Annotated in this window: 12 protein-coding genes; 7 read left to right on the top strand and 5 right to left on the bottom strand. The window is 67.0% G+C overall.

Annotated features, from left to right (window positions below; translation table 11 throughout):
- The first annotated feature begins 5 nt into the window (after nucleotides 1-5).
- The 4 genes from HV793_RS19875 to HV793_RS19860 all read left to right on the top strand — a co-directional run bounded on the left by HV793_RS19875 (nucleotide 6) and on the right by HV793_RS19860 (nucleotide 4,976).
- Entirely contained in the window at nucleotides 6-1,157 is a 1,152-nt protein-coding gene (locus tag HV793_RS19875) for an ABC transporter substrate-binding protein (RefSeq protein ID WP_054457402.1), read from the top strand.
- A 239-nt stretch (nucleotides 1,158-1,396) separates the two neighbouring features.
- Nucleotides 1,397-2,437 carry a branched-chain amino acid ABC transporter permease gene (locus tag HV793_RS19870; protein WP_119449705.1) on the top strand — a complete coding sequence of 347 codons (1,041 nt, stop codon included), beginning with the start codon at nucleotides 1,397-1,399 and terminating at the stop codon, nucleotides 2,435-2,437.
- Complete coding sequence (locus HV793_RS19865; protein WP_175213827.1) at nucleotides 2,434-4,227, top strand: branched-chain amino acid ABC transporter ATP-binding protein/permease; 1,794 nt, start codon at nucleotides 2,434-2,436, stop codon at nucleotides 4,225-4,227. The genes HV793_RS19870 and HV793_RS19865 overlap by 4 nt, the downstream gene beginning before the upstream one ends.
- The gene (locus HV793_RS19860) at nucleotides 4,227-4,976 is read left to right on the top strand and encodes an ABC transporter ATP-binding protein (RefSeq protein ID WP_054457408.1); all 750 of its coding nucleotides are present in this window, start codon (nucleotides 4,227-4,229) and stop codon (nucleotides 4,974-4,976) included. Before HV793_RS19865 ends, HV793_RS19860 begins: the two co-directional genes overlap by 1 nt.
- 44 nt (nucleotides 4,977-5,020) lie before the next feature.
- Here HV793_RS19860 and HV793_RS19855 read toward each other — a convergent pair whose 3' ends face one another.
- The gene (locus HV793_RS19855) at nucleotides 5,021-5,956 is read right to left on the bottom strand and encodes a glycosyltransferase family 2 protein (protein WP_054457409.1); all 936 of its coding nucleotides are present in this window, start codon (nucleotides 5,954-5,956) and stop codon (nucleotides 5,021-5,023) included.
- Between the two features lie 224 nt (nucleotides 5,957-6,180).
- Here HV793_RS19855 and HV793_RS19850 point away from each other — a divergent pair, with 224 nt between their 5' ends.
- Nucleotides 6,181-7,149, top strand: a complete 969-nt coding sequence (locus HV793_RS19850; protein ID WP_119449706.1) for a LysR family transcriptional regulator — start codon at nucleotides 6,181-6,183, stop codon at nucleotides 7,147-7,149.
- A gap of 89 nt (nucleotides 7,150-7,238) precedes the next feature.
- Here the strand turns inward: HV793_RS19850 and HV793_RS31250 are convergent, their stop codons facing one another.
- From HV793_RS31250 to HV793_RS19835, 4 genes are all read right to left on the bottom strand, one after another.
- Nucleotides 7,239-7,367, bottom strand: coding sequence for a hypothetical protein (locus HV793_RS31250; RefSeq protein WP_255423380.1), 129 nt, complete (start codon nucleotides 7,365-7,367; stop codon nucleotides 7,239-7,241).
- A gap of 228 nt (nucleotides 7,368-7,595) precedes the next feature.
- Nucleotides 7,596-8,528, bottom strand: a complete 933-nt coding sequence (locus tag HV793_RS19845; protein ID WP_175181117.1) for a sugar kinase — start codon at nucleotides 8,526-8,528, stop codon at nucleotides 7,596-7,598.
- Entirely contained in the window at nucleotides 8,521-9,171 is a 651-nt protein-coding gene (locus tag HV793_RS19840) for a bifunctional 4-hydroxy-2-oxoglutarate aldolase/2-dehydro-3-deoxy-phosphogluconate aldolase (RefSeq protein ID WP_175181116.1), read from the bottom strand. Before HV793_RS19840 ends, HV793_RS19845 begins: the two co-directional genes overlap by 8 nt.
- 22 nt (nucleotides 9,172-9,193) lie before the next feature.
- Nucleotides 9,194-9,979: an IclR family transcriptional regulator gene (locus HV793_RS19835; RefSeq protein WP_175213826.1), complete on the bottom strand. Its 786-nt coding sequence runs from the start codon at nucleotides 9,977-9,979 to the stop codon at nucleotides 9,194-9,196.
- A 242-nt stretch (nucleotides 9,980-10,221) separates the two neighbouring features.
- On the opposite strand from HV793_RS19835, the gene uvrA reads away from it, so the two are divergent.
- Both uvrA and HV793_RS19825 read left to right on the top strand, forming a co-directional pair.
- A complete protein-coding gene (gene uvrA / locus HV793_RS19830) occupies nucleotides 10,222-15,984 on the top strand; it encodes an excinuclease ABC subunit UvrA (protein WP_054457418.1) in 5,763 nt (1,920 codons plus the stop codon).
- Nucleotides 15,985-15,989: 5 nt separating this feature from the next.
- Complete coding sequence (locus HV793_RS19825) at nucleotides 15,990-17,126, top strand: aminodeoxychorismate synthase component I (protein ID WP_175213825.1); 1,137 nt, start codon at nucleotides 15,990-15,992, stop codon at nucleotides 17,124-17,126.
- Nucleotides 17,127-17,178: the final 52 nt, after the last annotated feature.

The raw sequence follows: 17,178 nt of genomic DNA, 5'->3' as shown, positions 1-17,178 counted from the left end.
TTGCCATGCTGTCGAAGAAACTCCCCCTGGCCGCTGCCGCCGCGGTAGCCGCGCTGTTCGCCCTGCCCGCCCTGGCCCAAGTCAAGGTCGGCGTCGTCACTTCATCCACCGGCCCGACGGCCCTGGTGGGGATTCCCCAGAAGAACACCGTGCCGCTGCTGCCGAAGAAAATCGGCGACCTGACCGTGGAATACATCTCGCTGGATGACGCCAGCGATTCCACCAACTCGGTGACGGCCTTCAAGAAGCTGATCTCGGAGCAGAACGTGGACGCGCTGATCGGCCCGTCGGGCTCGCCCAACGCCATGGGCGTGATCCAGTTCGCGGCGGAAGCCGGCGTGCCGATGCTGGCGCCCGTGGGCACCGCCGCCGTCGTGCTGCCCATGAACGACCAGAAGAAGTGGGTCTTCAAGACCACGCAGAACGACGACATCATTGCGCGCGCGCTGGTCGACCACATGGCCAAGACCGGCATCAAGACTGTCGGCTTCATCGGCCTGAACGATCCCTACGGCGAGAACTGGTACAAGGTCTTCTCGGGCATGGCCGCCGAAAAGGGCATCAAGATCGCCGCCAACGAACGCTACCTGCGCTTTGACAGCTCGGTCACGGGCCAGGCGCTGAAGATCCTGGCCGCCAAGCCGGACGCCGTGCTGGTGGCCGCCCCCGGCGCCGCCAGCGTGCTGCCCCAGACCACCCTGTTCGACCAGGGCTACAAGGGCAAGTTCTACCAGACCCACGGCGCGGCCCTGCCCGACTTCCTGAAGCTGGGCGGCAAGAAGGTCGAAGGCACGGTGCTGGCCGCCAGCCTGATGCTGGTGCTGCCGGAAATGCCGGACAGCAACCCGTCCAAGAAGGTCGCTTCGGACTACATCGCCGCCTACGAAAAACTCAACGGCTCGAAGCCCGCCACCTTCGGCGCCAACGTCTATGACGCCGGCCTGCTGCTGGAGAAGGCCGTGCCGCTGGCGGAAAAGGCCGGCAAGCCGGGCACCAAGGAGTTCCGCAACGCGCTGCGCGATGCGCTGGAACAGACCAAGGAGCTGGTTGGCACGCAAGGCGTCTACAACATGACGGCCGCCGACCACAGCGGCTTTGACGACCGCGGCCGCGAGCTCATCACCGTCAAGGACGGCGCCTGGACATTGGTGAAATAGTCCCCCCCCCGAAGCGCTGCGCGCTTCCCCCCCAGGGGGGCATGCCTGCGGACCGGCAGAGCCCGGCTCCGCAAGGTGGACTCCCCCCGAAGCGCTCCGCGCTTCCCCCCAGGGGGCATGCCTGCGGACCGGCAAAGCCGGCTCCGCGGCATCCCGAGGATGCGCAGAGTTTGCTCCGTGGGCGCGCGGATGGGGAATGAGGTGCCTGGCGTGCTTGTCTGTCTTACCCGGAATTTCGCATGAATGCTCAGATTGCCCTGATACTCGGGCAGGACGGCATCACCAACGGCGCCATCTATGCGCTGCTGGCCTTGTCCATCCTGCTGGTCTTTACCGTCACCCGCGTGCTGTTCATCCCGCAAGGCGAGTTCGTCGCGTTCGGCGCGCTCACCATGGCCGCGTTGCAGGCCGGCAAGCCGGTGCTGCTGGTGTGGCTGCTGTTTGCCTTCGCGCTGGCCGAGGTCGGCGCCGATCTGCTGGCGCGGCGCAAGCGCCCCGGGCGCAACCGCGGCGTCTGGCGCATGGCGGTCAAGGTGGCCTATCCGCTGGTGCTGGCCGCGCTGTTCTACAACCTGCCGCTGGCCCAGCTGCCGATGGCGGCGCAGGCGCTGCTGACGCTGCTGCTGCTGGTGCCGATGGGACCGCAGCTGTACCGCTTGTTCTATCAGCCCATCGCGTCGGCCTCGACGCTGGTGCTGCTGATCGTCTCCATTGCCGTGCACCTGGCGCTGGTGGGCCTGGGGCTGCTGGCCTTCGGCGCGGAAGGCGCGCGCACGGCGCCCTTCAGCGACGCCAGCCTGGCGCTGGGGCCGTTGAACGTCAACAGCCAGGCGCTATGGGTGGTGGCGGTGTCGGCCTTGCTCATCGTCGTGCTCTACCAGTTCTTTGAACGCTCGATGTACGGCAAGGCCCTGCGCGCAGCCGCCTTCAACCGGCTGGGCGCGCGGCTGATGGGCATTTCGCCGATCTTCGCCGGCAAGGCCACGTTCTTCCTGGCCGCGCTGATCGGCACGGTGTCGGGCATCCTGATTGCGCCCATCACCACCATGTACTTCGACTCCGGCTTCATGGTCAGCCTGAAGGGCTTCGTGGGCGCCATCATCGGCGGCCTGGTGAGCTATCCGCTGGCAGCGGCCGGCGCCATCCTGGTCGGCCTGATCGAAGCCTTCTCCTCGTTCTGGGCCAGCGCCTACAAAGAAATCATTGTGTTCACGCTGATCATCCCCGTGCTGCTCTGGCGTTCACTGAAAAGCCATCACGTCGAGGAAGAAGACGAATGAACCCGCGCCACATCCTCTTCGCATTCCTGGCGCTGCTGGCCCTGGCGCCGCTGGCGCTGCCGCCGTTCTACGTCACCTTGCTGAACTACATCGGCCTGTACGCCATGGTGGCGCTGGGCCTGGTGCTGCTGACCGGCGTCGGCGGACTGACGAGTTTCGGGCAGGCCGCGTTCGTGGGCGTGGGCGCCTACACCACGGCGTTGCTGACCACCCGCGCGGACACGCTGCCGTCCTGGCTGGCATGGCTGGGCGCATCGCCCTGGCTGACCCTGCTGGCGGGGCTGTTGCTCACGCTGGTCATCGCTTACCTGCTGGGCGCGATCACGCTGAAGCTGTCGGGGCATTTCCTGCCGCTGGGCACCATCGCCTGGGGCCTGTCGCTGTACTTCGTGTTCGGCTCGGTGGAGGGCCTGGGCGGCCACACCGGCATCCCGGACATTCCCGCCATCAACCTGTTCGGCTGGACGCTGAACCAGGGCGACAACATCTACTACCTGATCTGGGCCTTCCTGCTGGTGGCCGTATGGTCCACGCAGAACCTGCTGGATTCGCGCGAGGGCCGCGCCATCCGGGCGCTCAAGGGCGGCCGCGTGATGGCCGAATCGATGGGCGTGGATACTGCGCGCTCGCGCATGGTGATCTTCATCATCGCCGCGCTGCAGGCCTGCGCCTCGGGCTGGCTGTACGCGCACATGCAGCGCTTCGTGAACCCCAACCCCTTCGGCCTGCAGATGGGCATCGAGTACCTGTTCATGACCGTCATCGGCGGCGCGGGACAGGTCTGGGGCGCGCTGGTCGGCGCGGGCGTCTTCACCGTGCTCAAGCAATGGCTGCAGGACTGGATGCCCAAACTGCTGGGCCAGACCGGCAACTTCGAGGTGATCGTATTCGGCTTCGGCATGGTGCTGCTGCTGCACCGCGCCCGCAGCGGCCTGTGGCCGGTGCTGACGCGCTGCGTGCCGGTGAAGAAGCAGCAGCGCAAGCTGGACATGAACGCCGAGCCGCTGCCGCGCAAGCCCATGCCGCCGCGCGGCGAGGTGGTGCTCAAGGCCGTGGACGTGACCCGCAAGTTCGGCGGCCTGGTCGCCAACAACGCCATGAACCTGGAAATCCACGCCGGCGAAATCCTGGCGCTGATCGGGCCCAACGGCGCGGGCAAGAGCACCATGTTCAACCAGATCTCGGGCGTGGACACGCCGACTTCCGGCACGGTGACGCTGCTGGGCCATTCCGTGGCCGGCGTCGGCGCGCGCCGCATCGCGCGGCTGGGCCTGTCGCGCACCTTCCAGCACGTGCGCCTGCTGGGCCGCATGAGCGTGCTGGAGAACGTGGCCATCGGCGCGCATCTGCGCGGCCATCGCGGCGTGCTGCCTGCCGCCTGGCGGCTGGACCGCGCCGAGGAAGCGCGCCTGCTGGCCGAAGCCGCCCGCCAGGTCGAGCGCGTGGGCCTGGGCAAGCATCTGCACGACGAGGCCGGCTCGCTGGCCCTGGGACAGCAGCGCATCCTGGAAATCGCCCGCGCGCTGGCGTCCGACCCCTGCATCCTGCTGCTGGACGAGCCCGCCGCCGGCCTGCGCTACCAGGAAAAATGCGAGCTGGCCGAATTGCTGAAGAAGCTGCGCGCCGAAGGCATGGCCATCCTGCTGGTGGAGCACGACATGGACTTCGTGATGGGCTTGGTGGACCGCGTGGTGGTCATGGACTTCGGCGAAAAGATCGCCGAAGGCCTCCCCGCCGAGATCCAGAACAACCCCGCGGTGCTTGAAGCCTATCTGGGCGGAGTGGAATGATGAGCGCGAAACTGCTGGAAGTGCGCGACCTGCGCGTGGCCTACGACAAGGTCGAGGCCGTCTCGGGCGTCAGCCTGGAAGTAGGCGAAGGCCAGATCGTGACCGTGATCGGCCCCAACGGCGCCGGCAAGACCACCTTGCTGTCTGCCATCATGGGCGTGCTGCCGTCCAGCGGCCGGATCGTCTTTGGCGGCAAGGTCCAGGAGCATGCCGAGATCGAGGAAATGGTGGCGGCCGGCATGAACCTGGTGCCTGAGAAGCGCGAGCTGTTTGCCGAGATGACGGTGGAAGACAATCTGATGCTGGGCGCGTTCCACCGCTTCCGCAGCGGCCTGCGCGACCAGGACCAGACGCTGGCCGAGGTCTATGAACTGTTTCCGCGCTTGAAGGAGCGCCGCGCCCAGCTGTCCGGCACGCTATCCGGCGGCGAACGCCAGATGCTGGCGGTGGGCCGCGCGCTGATGGCCAAGCCCAAGCTCCTGATGCTGGACGAGCCCAGCCTGGGCCTGGCGCCGCGCATCGTGCGCGAAGTGTTCCGCATCGTCACGCGCTTGCGCGAGATGGGCGTGTCCATCCTGCTGATCGAACAGAACGCCCGCGCCGCGCTGCAGGTGGCGGACTATGCCTATGTGCTGGAAACAGGCGCCGTCACGCTGGAAGGCCCGGCCGCCCAGGTGGCGGAAGACCCGCGCGTGGTCGAGGTGTATCTGGGACTGGGGCACGGAGCCCCTGCCTCAACGCCCGCCTGAAACGCCGGCAGAAGCCTGCCAAGGGCCTGCCAGCTTGGCAGGCTTCAGGCCACGCCGCGGCGTCTGTCGCGGCGGTACATGGCATAGCCCAGCGGCCACAGGGCCGCGACCATGAACTTCGCCATGGGATTGGTCAGCTTGTAGGCTTGCACCGCCGTCGGCACGCCGGAATGCTTCAGATGCAGCCGAAAGCGCGTGTAGCGGATCGCGGCCATGATGAATTCGCGCGGCCGGTAGCGGAAGAATTCCAGGTGATGCTGCAACACGTCCCAGGCCAGCAGGTACAGGCCTTGGGCATTGTTGCCCACGGAAACCGCGCCCTGGCTCAGGCCGCCGGGCGTGTCGTGGTAAGTCCGCACCACGCGGTTGATGAAGCGGCTGAGATACCCCGCCCGCGCAATCGCCCACCACACCAGGCTTTCGGGCACAAAGCCCGCGACATCCTCGGGGAAGGGGTACTTCCTGAGAATGTCGGTGCGCATACAGCCGAATTTCTCGCCTTTGATGCGATAGCGGAAATAGACATCCACCGCCGTGCTGTCGAACACGTCCTGCGGATAGCGGTCGCCGACGATGCTGCCATCGGGACGCGCACACAGGCCCGTCACGGCCACGTAGGATTCGCGCCGCGCCGGCGGAATGCTGTCCCAGGCCTCCTTGAATGTGGCCAGGGCATCGGGCGGCATTTCGTCGTCGCTGTCCAGCGCGACGATGAGTTCGCCGCGCGCCTCGCGCACGCCACGGTTGAAGGCGGTTTTCTTGTGGCGGTTGTTCTGCCAGAAATAACGGATGGGAAAATCGGCGCGCGCCTGCCAGTCCAGGATCGATTCGTGGGTGTTGTCGGTGGAACCGTCGTCCACCACGACCCATTCGAAATCCCGGAAAGTCTGCCGGGAAAGGGATTCATATACCCGGTGCAGCGTGCCCGCCCGATTGTAGGTGGGCGTTAAAACAGTGAATAAAGTTGGTGTGTCGGTCATGCCCACTGAGCCCCTTTGCGATGCGTCGAGCAAGCGCTGCGGTCTTGGTTTTGGTGTTTTCGCCTGAAGTTTAGGGGATATGCTCGCGCGTACCGGCCCCGTCGGCCTCAAATTTGCAATCAAATCTGACAAAAACTGCAATTCGCGGGACTTCGCGAAGCCGTAGTTGCCTTGGGACGCACTCCGTAGTGGCGTACACTCGGGCGGCCAAAACCGGAATGCCTATGGAAGCTTCGACCGTCCAGCTCAATGACATCGCCTTGTTCGTGGAGGTTGCCAAGCGCAAGAGCTTCAGCCTGGCGGCGCGCGCGCTGAACATGCCGACCTCGACTTTATCGCGCCGCATCAACGAGTTGGAGCGCGCCATCGGCCTGCGGTTGATCAACCGCAACACGCGCCGCCTCGACCTCACCGAAGCCGGCGCGGCCTATATGCGGCGCTGCCAGGGCCTGATCGACGAAGCCAGGTTGGCGCACGAGCAGCTGCAATCCCTGTCCGGCGGCCCGTCCGGCAACCTCCGGGTATCCATGCCCTACAGCCTGGCGATCTGGCTGTTGCCAGAAACCATCAATGATTTCACCGACCGCTATCCGGAAGTGGAATGCGAGTTCGACCTGAGCATGATGACGGCCTCCGACGCGCAAGGCACGCCGTTCGACATCGTGCTGCGCTTTGGCAGCAATGCGGATTACCCGCTGGCGTCGGCCAGCGCCGCCGATCTGAATGGCAACCGGGGCATGCACAGCGGGGCGGTCGTGCAGGAGCTGGTCTCCCTGAACAACTACCTGTATGCCTCCGACCGCTACCTGGAACGCTACGGCGAGCCCAAGACGCCGGCGGATCTCACCCAGCACCAGTGCCTGCGCACCACCATCGACGAGGCGCATTCGCACTGGACGCTGCGCCGCGGCGCGGTCAGCGAACGCGTGCCGGTCAGCGGCCACCTGGCGGCCAACAACATGAGCATCGCGGGCACCCTGGCGGGCCTGGATCTGGCGATCACGCGCATGCCGCATTGCCTGGCGCTGGAGCCCATCATCAAGCGCAATTCGCTCAAGCGGGTGCTGCCAGGTTGGTCGGTGGATCCGATCTCGATCTACGTGGTGTATCCGTCCAGCATCCAGCCGGCCAAGACCCGGGCCTTCATGGACTTCATCCGGCCCAAGCTCGGTCCGCCCCAAGACAAGAAATAGGCTGGCCCCCGCAGGACAAAAAAAACCGCTCGGCGCACCGAGCGGTTTTTTTGATCTGGCCGAGCCTGGGCTGCGGCCGGACGCGTCACTTAGACGCGCTTGATCTTTTCCAGCATCTTGAAAACGCCCTTGGGCGACGTGACGAACAAGCGCTTGAAAGCCTTGCCCAGGCAACGACGTTCCAGGGTGTTGCGACGCACGCGTTTGCGTTCAGCCATGTTGATTCTCCTGTTGAATTTGCGGAAATGTTGCCCGCACAACCGGAAACTGGGCTGGCGGAAAATTCGGGTAACTTGGCATTTTAGCCTGAAATGCCCTGACGGCGCCAGCGACGCAAAAATGCGGTGTTTCCGCCACGTTCGCGCCTGAAGCACTCAAATGCGGGACGGAACGCCGCCCGGTCAGCCGGAATAGGCGCCCGCACCCGTCCAGGCCCCCTCCTGCAATCAGCCGGAAAGGCTCTTCAGCCGCTCCAGCACCTGTTCCTTGCGCGGCAGCGGATCCACCGCGCCATAGCCCAGCGTGGACAAGGCCGCCGCGGCATTGGCGTAACGCACGGCGTCTTCCCAGGAGTCTCCCAGGCAACGGCGCGCCAACAGGCTGCCGGCGAAGCAGTCGCCCGCGCCGGTCGCGTCCACCGCATCCACGCGCAAGGCGGCCACGGGTACGCGGCGCTGGCCGTCGTCAATGATGGAGCCGTCCTTGCCCAGCTTCAGCACCACCACGCCGGTGGCGCCGGCATCGCGGATCCAGTCCAGCGTGCGTTCCGGATCGTCGTTGCCAGTGAGATGCTGCATATCGTCCATGCTGGGCAGGAACAGGTCGGCCGTGCGCATGGTTTCGCGCAGCACGGCGCGGGCGCGGTCCACCGGCCACAGGCGCAGCCGCAAGTTCGAATCCAGGCTGACCTGGACGCCGGCCGCGTGCGCGCGCTCGATGGCAGCGAACACGGTGTCGCAGGCGCTGGTGCTGATCGCCAGGCTGATGCCCGACACGTGCAGGTAGCGGGCGCGTTCGATCAGGCCCGAGTCCAGGCTGGCCGGCGTCATCAGGCTGGCGGCCGAGCCGCGGCGCAGGTAACTGAAGGCATGGCCGTCGGGGCCGTGCTGAACGAAGTACAAGCCGGTGTGAGCCTGCTCATCCACCTGCACGCCTGACGTATCCACGCCCTCGGTCTGCCACAAGTCCAGGAACTGCTGGCCAAAGGCGTCGTTGCCGACACGCGTCAGATAGGCGCAGCTTGCGCCCTGCCGCGCGGCTGCGATGACGGCGTTGGAGGTGTCGCCGCCAAAGCCCTGCAGATACTGGCGCTGGTCCTGATGCGTCTGGTTCAGTTCGACCAGCGGCTCGCCCAACGCGACGATATCGAAATCAGCCATGGGCGGCCTCCCGGGTGCGAACGATCTGCGCCACCAGCGCGGCGGTGTCGCGGGCAGCGAAGGCCGCCTTGTCATAGAGATTGCTGCCGATGCCGACGATGGCGGCGCCGGCAGCGAAGTACGAGCCCATGTTGTCCTGGGTGACGCCGCCCGTGGGGCAGAAAATGGTATCCGGATACACCGACTTGAGCGCGGCCAGGTGCTTGGGGCCGCCGGTGTCTGCGGGGAATATCTTCACCACGTCCACGCCCGCGCGGCGCGCCGCCAGCACTTCGGTGGGGGTAAAGGCGCCCAGCAGGCAGAGCGCGTCGGCCGCATGCGCCAGGTCGACGATGTCGGTGGCCAGCGCTGGCGACACTAGGAAGTCCGCGCCCGCGACCAAGGCCTCGCGCGCGTGGTGCTCGTCCAGCACCGTGCCCACGCCCAGCAGCAGCGCGCTGCCGTGCTTGTCTCGCAGCGCCCGCAGCAGGTCGGTGACGCCGGGGATGGTCCAGGTCAGTTCCAGCGTGGTGCAGCCGGCGGCCACCGCGACTTCGGCCGCATAGGCGGCGGTGGCGGCGTCCGTGTAGCGCAGCACGGGGACGACCCGGGAGGCCAGGAGGGTGGAGAGCTTGGAGGCAAGAGGGGCAGCGGTTGCGGTCATGGCATTCCTTGGGGGCAGACGGTCAGGCGCCGCCGGGCGATACCGGCAGGACGGCGAGTTTGGCCGCGGCGGCATCGCGCAGCCGCAGCAAGGGTTCGATATAGGCGGCTTGCGGGTCTTCGCGCCGCCGGAACAGCAGGGTACTGACGCTGACGCCCGCGATGGGCCGTCCGGCCGCGTCGCACAAGGCTACGCCGTAGCAGACGATGCCAGCTTCGTTTTCCTCGTCGTCCGTGGCGTAGCCGCGGGCGGCGGCCGCGTCCAGCACGGCGCGCAGTTCGGGCAGGCTGGTCACGGTGCCGGGCATGCGGGCAGTCAGCGGCAATTCGCGCAAGAGGCGTTCCCGCGAGGCTGGATCCAGCGCCGCCAGGTAAGCCTTGCCGACCGCGCTGGAATGCAGCGCCACGCTGGCCCCGACGCGCGAGGCCATGCGCACCGGACCGGGGCTTTCCAGCTTGTCGATATAGGTCATCTCGTGTCCGGCAGGCACGGCCAGGTGCACGGTTTCGCCGGTTTCATCGCGCAAGGCCTGCAGGTCGGGCGCCAGCGCCGCGCGCAGGTCGAACTGCGACCAGGCCCGGCTGGCCAGCGACATCAGGCGCGGCCCCAGGCGGTAGGCGCCGCCGGTTTCGGCCACCATGCCTTGTTCGGCCAGCGCCGCGACGATGCGGTAGACGGTGGGCCGGGGATAGCCGCAGCTGCGCGCCAACGACGCGGCCGTGGGCGGCTGGGGCGCATCCGCCACCGCCTGCAGCACCGTCATGAATTTGGCGAACGCCGCGGCGCCCGGGACCTTGGTTTCCAGCAAGTTTGTCTCCAGCTAATGGCCATATGCCTTTAGCAGTGAATCTGCAGAACGTGCAACGCCGACAGCGCGAATTTCAGACGAATCTGCGATACTGTTTATTTGTACAGCTAGTGAGCTCTTGTTTTGTCCATATATTGGACTCATGACTCACAATATAGTCAATTATTCCATATCGCCGCGCTCGGAACCAGCGATGGGTTGTCGCTCGGGCAGGCCTCTCCCCTCAGGCTACGATACCGTCCATGAGCTCCCAAATTCGCATCGTTGGCGCCCGCCAGAACAATCTCAAGAACCTGGACCTGACCATCGCCACCGGCGAACTCGTCGTCGTGACCGGCGTGTCGGGGTCCGGCAAAAGTTCGCTGGCCTTTGACACCCTGTACGCCGAGGGGCAGCGGCGTTATGTGGAAACTTTCTCGCCCTATGCGCGCCAGTTCCTGGACCGCATGGACAAGCCGCAGGTGGACCGCATCGAAGGCATCCTGCCCGCCATCGCCATCGACCAGACCAATCCGGTGCGCAGCTCGCGCAGCACGGTCGGCACGATGACGGAACTGAACGACCACCTGAAGCTGTTGTTCGCGCGCGGCGCCAAACTGTATTGCCGCGGGTGCGGCAAGGTGGTGCGGCGCGACACGCCGGATTCCGTGTACCACTCGCTGGCCGAACGCGCCGCCGCCGCCGGCGATCCGCGGCTGGTGGTGACTTTTCCCATTGCCGTTCCCGCCAACTTCACCGAAGAGGAAGTGCGCGGCTTCCTGGAGCAGCAGGGCTACACCCGCGTGCACGCCGAGGAAAACGCCGCGCCGCGCGCAGCCGCCCCGGCCAAGGGCGCCAAGAAGGCCAAGGCCGCAAAAGGCAGCACTGAATCACGCCGCATCCTGCACGTGGTGCAGGACCGCTTCCGCTTCGCCGGCACCGAACGCGAACGCGTCATGGAAGCGCTGGACACGGCGCTACGCATGGGCGCCGGCCACCTGGCCGTGTACGTCATGGACGCCGAGGGCGGCAACGCCCACATCTGGAAGTACAGCGACCGCCTGCATTGCGCCGACTGCGACATCGAATACACCGATCCCCTGCCCAGCAGCTTCTCGTTCAACTCGCCCCTGGGCGCATGCGAGGCCTGCCGCGGCTTCGGCCGCGTGATCGGCATCGATTTCGGCCTGGTCATTCCGGACGAAAACAAGACCCTGCTGGAAGGCGCCATCAAGCCCTGGACCACGCCGTCGTACAAGGAATGCCAGGACGAACTTCAGAAATACGCGCCCAAGGCCGGCGTGCCGCTGGGCGTGCCCTGGAAAAAGATGAGCGAAGAGCACAAGCGCTGGGTGCTCTATGGCACTCCCGACTGGAAGGGCGGCAACGACGCCTGGAAGCACCAGTGGTATGGCGTGCAGCGCTTCTTCGACTGGCTGGAAACCAAGGCCTACAAGATGCACGTGCGCGTGCTGCTGTCCAAGTACCGCAGCTACACGCCCTGCCCCACCTGCAATGGCGCGCGCCTCAAGCCCGACGCGCTGCTCTGGCGCCTGGGCACCAAGGAAGAAGCCGACACCGTGCTGCCGCCGGAAGACGGCCGCTACAAGCGCTTCATGCCGGTGAGCGCCAACTGGAGCCGCGAGCAGCTCGACAACCTGGGCGGCCTGTCCATCCATGACGTGATGCTGCTGCCCATCGAACGGGTGCGGACCTTCTTCGACACGCTGTCGTTCTCAGGCGCGCTGGACGCCGCCACCGACTTGCTCATGACCGAGGTGCGCGCGCGCCTCAAGTTCCTGTGCGACGTGGGCCTGGGCTACCTGACGCTGGACCGCCAGAGCCGAACGCTTTCTGGCGGCGAAGTGCAGCGCATCAACCTGACCACGGCGCTGGGCACCTCGCTGGTAAACACCCTGTTCGTGCTGGACGAACCCTCCATCGGCCTGCACCCGCGCGACATGCACCGCGTCGTCGAAGTCATGCACCGGCTACGCAACGCCGGCAACACGCTGGTGGTGGTGGAGCACGATCCGCAGGTCATGGTCGCCGCGGACCGCATCATCGACATCGGCCCCGGCCCCGGCGAACGCGGCGGCCAGATCGTCTTCGACGGTACGCCGGCCCAGCTGCGCTCGGCGCGCACGCTGACGGGCGACTACCTGGGCGGCCGCCAGCGCGTGGAAGCGCCGCGCCCCATGCCGGTGGCGGCGAACACGCCGCGCCTGCTGCTGGAAGGCGTCAGCGCGCACAACCTGAAGAACGTCTCCGTCGAGCTGCCGCTGGGCCGCCTGGTCTGCGTGACCGGCGTGTCCGGCTCGGGCAAGTCCACGCTGGTGCAGGACGTGCTCTACCCCGCCCTGCTCAAGCAGAAGGGCAAGCCATCGGAAGCGCCGGGCGCCTTCGAGCGCCTGCTGGGCGCCGAACAGATCGCCGATGTGGTCATGGTGGACCAGACCCCTATCGGCAAGACCGCGCGCTCCAACCCGGCCAGCTACGTGGGCGCGTTCGACGCGATCCGCAAGCTGTTCGCCCAGGCACCGCTGGCGCGCGAGCGCGCCTACACGGCCGGCACGTTCAGCTTCAACGGCGGCGACGGCCGCTGCCCCACCTGCGGCGGCACCGGCTTCGAACACGTGGAAATGCAGTTCCTGTCGGACGTGTACCTGCGCTGCCCGGACTGCGACGGCAAGCGTTTCCGCCCGGAAGTGCTGGAAGTGCGCGTCGAGCATCTGGGCAAGAGCGCGTCCATCGATGAAGTGCTGGAGATGACGGTCAGCGAGGCGCTGGACTTCTTCAAGGGCCTGCGCGACGTGCAGACGGGCCTGGCGCCGCTGGCCGACGTGGGCCTGGAATACGTGCGGCTGGGCCAGCCCGTGCCCACCCTGTCGGGCGGCGAGGCTCAGCGCCTGAAGCTGGCCGGCCACCTGGCCGAAGCCGCGCGCAGCGGCATCTCCACCGCCAAGGTCGCCAAGAAGGGCAGCCTGTTCCTGTTCGACGAGCCCACCACCGGCCTGCACTTCGACGATGTGGCGCGGCTGATGCGCGCGTTCCGCAAGTTGCTGGCCGCCGGCCACACGCTGCTGGTGATCGAGCACAACCTGGACGTGATCCGCGCGGCGGACTGGCTGATCGACCTGGGCCCCGAAGGCGGCGACGCCGGCGGCCTGGTCATCGGCACCGGCACGCCACAGGACCTGATGGACAACCCCAAGTCGCATACGGGCGCCGCCCTGCGCGACTACGAAGTCAGCATCCTGCCGGCCGACGTGGTGGTAAGCACCGACGCCGACGCGCAGGAAGTCGAGCAGGCCGGCCTGACGGCCCGCATCGCCGAGCCCGGCGAAACCTACAACGCGGACGTCGGCCGCCCATTGCAGTCCCTGATGCGCGAGCGCCGCCAGGCCAATATGGCGATCGAAATCCGCAATGCGCGCGAACACAACCTGAAGAACGTAAGCGTGGAAATCCCGCGCGACAAGTTCACCGTCATCACCGGCGTGTCCGGTTCGGGCAAGTCCACGCTGGCCTTCGACATCCTGTTCAACGAAGGGCAGCGCCGCTACCTGGAATCGCTCAACGCCTACGCCCGCGCCATCGTGCAGCCGGCCGGCAAGCCGGACGTGGACGCCATCTTCGGCATCCCGCCCACGGTCGCCATCGAGCAGCGCACCAGCCGCGGCGGACGCAAGTCCACCGTGGCAACGATGACTGAAATCCATCACTTCCTGCGCCTCTTGTACGTCAAGCTGGGCACGCAATACTGCCCCGACTGCAACGTGGCGGTGGAGCCGCAGAACACCGACCAGATCGTGGCGCGGCTGCTGCGCGAGCACAAGGGCGTGCACATCGGCCTGCTGGCGCCGCTGGTCACGGCCCGCAAGGGTTACTACACGGACCTGGCCAAATGGGCCGGATCCAAGGGCCACTCGCACCTGCGCGTGGACGGCGAGTTCATTCCCGTGGCCCCGTGGCCGCGCCTGGACCGCTACAAGGAACACACCATCGAACTGCCGATCGCGGACGTGGTCGTGGATCCGGCCAACGAGGCCGAGCTGCGCGCGGCGGTCAAGAACGCGCTGGAAAACGGCCAGGGCGTGATGTCCGTGGTCTGGCCTGTGAACAAGCTGCACGAGGCACTGGACAGCGACCTGCAGCAGCAGCACTTCTCGGTCAAGCGCGCCTGCCCGTCCTGCGGCACGAGCTTCCCCGAACCGGATCCGCGCCTGTTCTCGTACAACTCCAAGCATGGCTGGTGCACGGGCTGCTACGGCACCGGCCTGCAGCTGCAAGGCTTCGATGAAGAGCAGACCGGCGAGGAAACCGCCTGGAACGCGTGGTACGAAGGAGAGGCCAAGGTCTGCACCCAGTGCGATGGCGACCGCCTGAATCGCGTGGCCCGCGCCGTGCGCTGGCGCGACAAGTCCATCGCCGAACTCGCCTCGCTGCCGGTGTCGGACGCGCATACCTTCTTCACCGGACTGGTGGCGCGCGGCCGCGAAGGCGAGATCGCCCGCGACATTCTCACGGAAATCCGCGGACGCCTGAACTTCATGCAGGAAGTGGGCCTGAACTACCTGGCGCTGGACCGGGCCGCGCCGACGCTGTCCGGCGGCGAAGCGCAGCGCATCCGCCTGGCGGCGCAGCTGGGCTCCAACCTGCAGGGCGTCTGCTACGTGCTGGACGAGCCGACCATCGGCCTGCATCCGCGCGACAACCGCATCCTGCTGGACGCGCTGGCGCGCCTGGAAGGCAACGGCAACACGCTGGTGGTGGTGGAGCACGACGACGACACCATCCGCCGCGCCTCGCACATCATCGACATCGGTCCGGGCGCGGGCATCCGCGGCGGCCGCGTGGTGGCCCAGGGCAGCGCGCAGGACCTGATCGAAGCGCCCGAATCGGTCACTGGCCGCTACCTGGCCAAGCCCTTGCAGCATCCTCTGCAAGGCCGCCGGCCGGTCGAGGCCGACACGCCCATGATCGAGATCAAGGGTGCGCGCCTGCACAACCTGCGCAGCGTGGACGCGAAGATCCCGGTCGGCCGCCTGAGCGTGGTGACCGGCGTGTCGGGCTCGGGCAAGTCCACGCTGGCGCGCGAAGTGCTGCTGGACAACCTGATGCAGGCCGTGTCGCAAGGCAAGGCGCCGGGCTGGGCCGGCTGCGACAGCATCAAGGGCTGGGAAGCCATCGACCGCGTGCTGGAAGTGGACCAGACCCCTATCGGCAAAACGCCGCGCTCCTGCCCGGCCACCTACGTGGGTTTCTGGGACGACGTGCGCAAGCAGTTCGCCGACACCCGGGAATCGCGCATGCGCGGCTGGACCGCGGCGCGCTTCTCGTTCAACACCGGCGACGGCCGCTGCCCGATCTGCGAAGGCCAGGGCATGCGCACCATCGAGATGAACTTCCTGCCGGACGTGAAGGTGCCTTGCGACGCCTGCAACGGCGCGCGCTTCAACAACGACACCCTCAGCGTGCAGATGCGCGGCAAGAACGCCGGCGAACTGCTGGCCATGGAAGTGGACGACGCCATCGGCTACTTCGCCGCGCATCCCAAGATCCATCGTCCCCTGCAGCTGATGCAGGACGTGGGTCTGGGCTACCTGACGCTGGGGCAGCCCTCCCCCACGCTGTCAGGCGGCGAAGCACAGCGCATCAAGCTGGTGACCGAGCTGTCCAAGGCCCGTCTCACCGACGGTCTGATCAAGACTGGCCGCGCCTCGCGCATCCCGCATACGCTGTACGTGCTGGACGAGCCCACCGTCGGCCTGTCGATGGCCGATGTGGAAAAGCTGATCCACGTGCTGCACCGGCTGGTGGAAGCCGGCAATACTGTGGTGGTGATCGAGCACAACCTGGACGTGATCGCCGAAGCCGACTGGCTGCTGGACCTGGGCCCCGAAGGCGGCACGGGCGGCGGCAAGCTGGTGGGCGAAGGCTCGCCCGAACACGTCATGACCCTGAGCGACCATTCCCATACCGGGCGGGTCCTGAAGGAATTCCTGGCACATCAACAGCAGTAAGAAGCATGGAATGTCGCTTTGAAGACCGGCTGGCGGGCCGCGCGCTGCGATTCGAGGGCTTGTGCTCGCGGATCGAGGCGCGCTGCGCCACCGAGGTCGCCCCGGCCCTGGCCGCCATCGAGGCGCAGCGGCAGCAGGGGCGCTGGATCGCCCTGTTGCTGGACTACGAACTGGGCGAATGGCTGTTGCCCGAAGCCGCATTGGCGCCGCCCGCCGGCCCCTGGACGCCGCCGCGCGACGACGCCAGGCCACGCCTGACGGCGCTTGCATTCGAAAGCAAGCACGACGAAGCGCCCTGGGACGCGCCGGATGCAGGCAGCGCGCCAGCCGCCATCAGCCTGCCCGCGCCGCGCATGACCGAGGTCGACTACGTGCGCCAGATTGAAGCCATCCGCGGCCTGATCGGCGACGGCGAGCTGTATCAGGTGAACTACACCCAGCCGCTGGACCTGCAATTCCAGGGCGACGCGGCCACCCTGTACCGGCGCATCGCCGCCCGCAACCCGGTGGCGCACGGCGCGTTCATCCAGGACGGCGAACGCACGGTGCTGTCGTTTTCGCCCGAACTGTTCGTGCGCCGCGACGGCCCGCGCCTGACCACGCGCCCGATGAAGGGCACGGCCCCGCGCGCCCCCGATCCGGCCGAGGACGAACGGCTGGGCCAGGCGCTGCTGGCCAGCGAAAAAAACCGCGCCGAAAACCTGATGATCGTGGACCTGCTGCGCAACGATCTGGGCCGGCTGGCCGAGCCGGGCTCGGTGCGGGTCGACGCGCTGTTCTCGCTGGAGCGCTATCCCACCGTCTGGACCATGACGTCCACAGTGTCGGCGCTGGCGCCGCACGCCTCGCTGGAAGAGGTGCTGCGCGCGCTGTTTCCCTGCGGCTCCATTACCGGCGCCCCCAAGGTCGCGGCCATGCGCCGCATCCGCCAGATGGAAACAGCGCCGCGCGGCCTGTATTGTGGCAGCATCGGCTGGCTGGCGCCGGACGGCGACTTCTCGCTGAACGTCGCCATCCGCACCCTGGTCCTGGACCACGCCGGCCACGGCATCTATAGCGTGGGCGGCGGCATCGTGCACGATTCCGACCCGGCCGAGGAATGGCAGGAATGCCATTGGAAGGCCCGGATCTTGCGGGCCTGAGGCCACAGTCCGGATGTCCGGCGCCCCTGCGCGCCGGCCGCCATCGGTAGTA

This window comes from Achromobacter aegrifaciens (assembly GCF_902859965.1).
GTDB lineage: Bacteria > Pseudomonadota > Gammaproteobacteria > Burkholderiales > Burkholderiaceae_B > Achromobacter > Achromobacter aegrifaciens.
The sequence above is the reverse complement of the archived record's forward strand: the minus strand, read 5'-3'. Positions and strand labels throughout refer to the sequence as shown.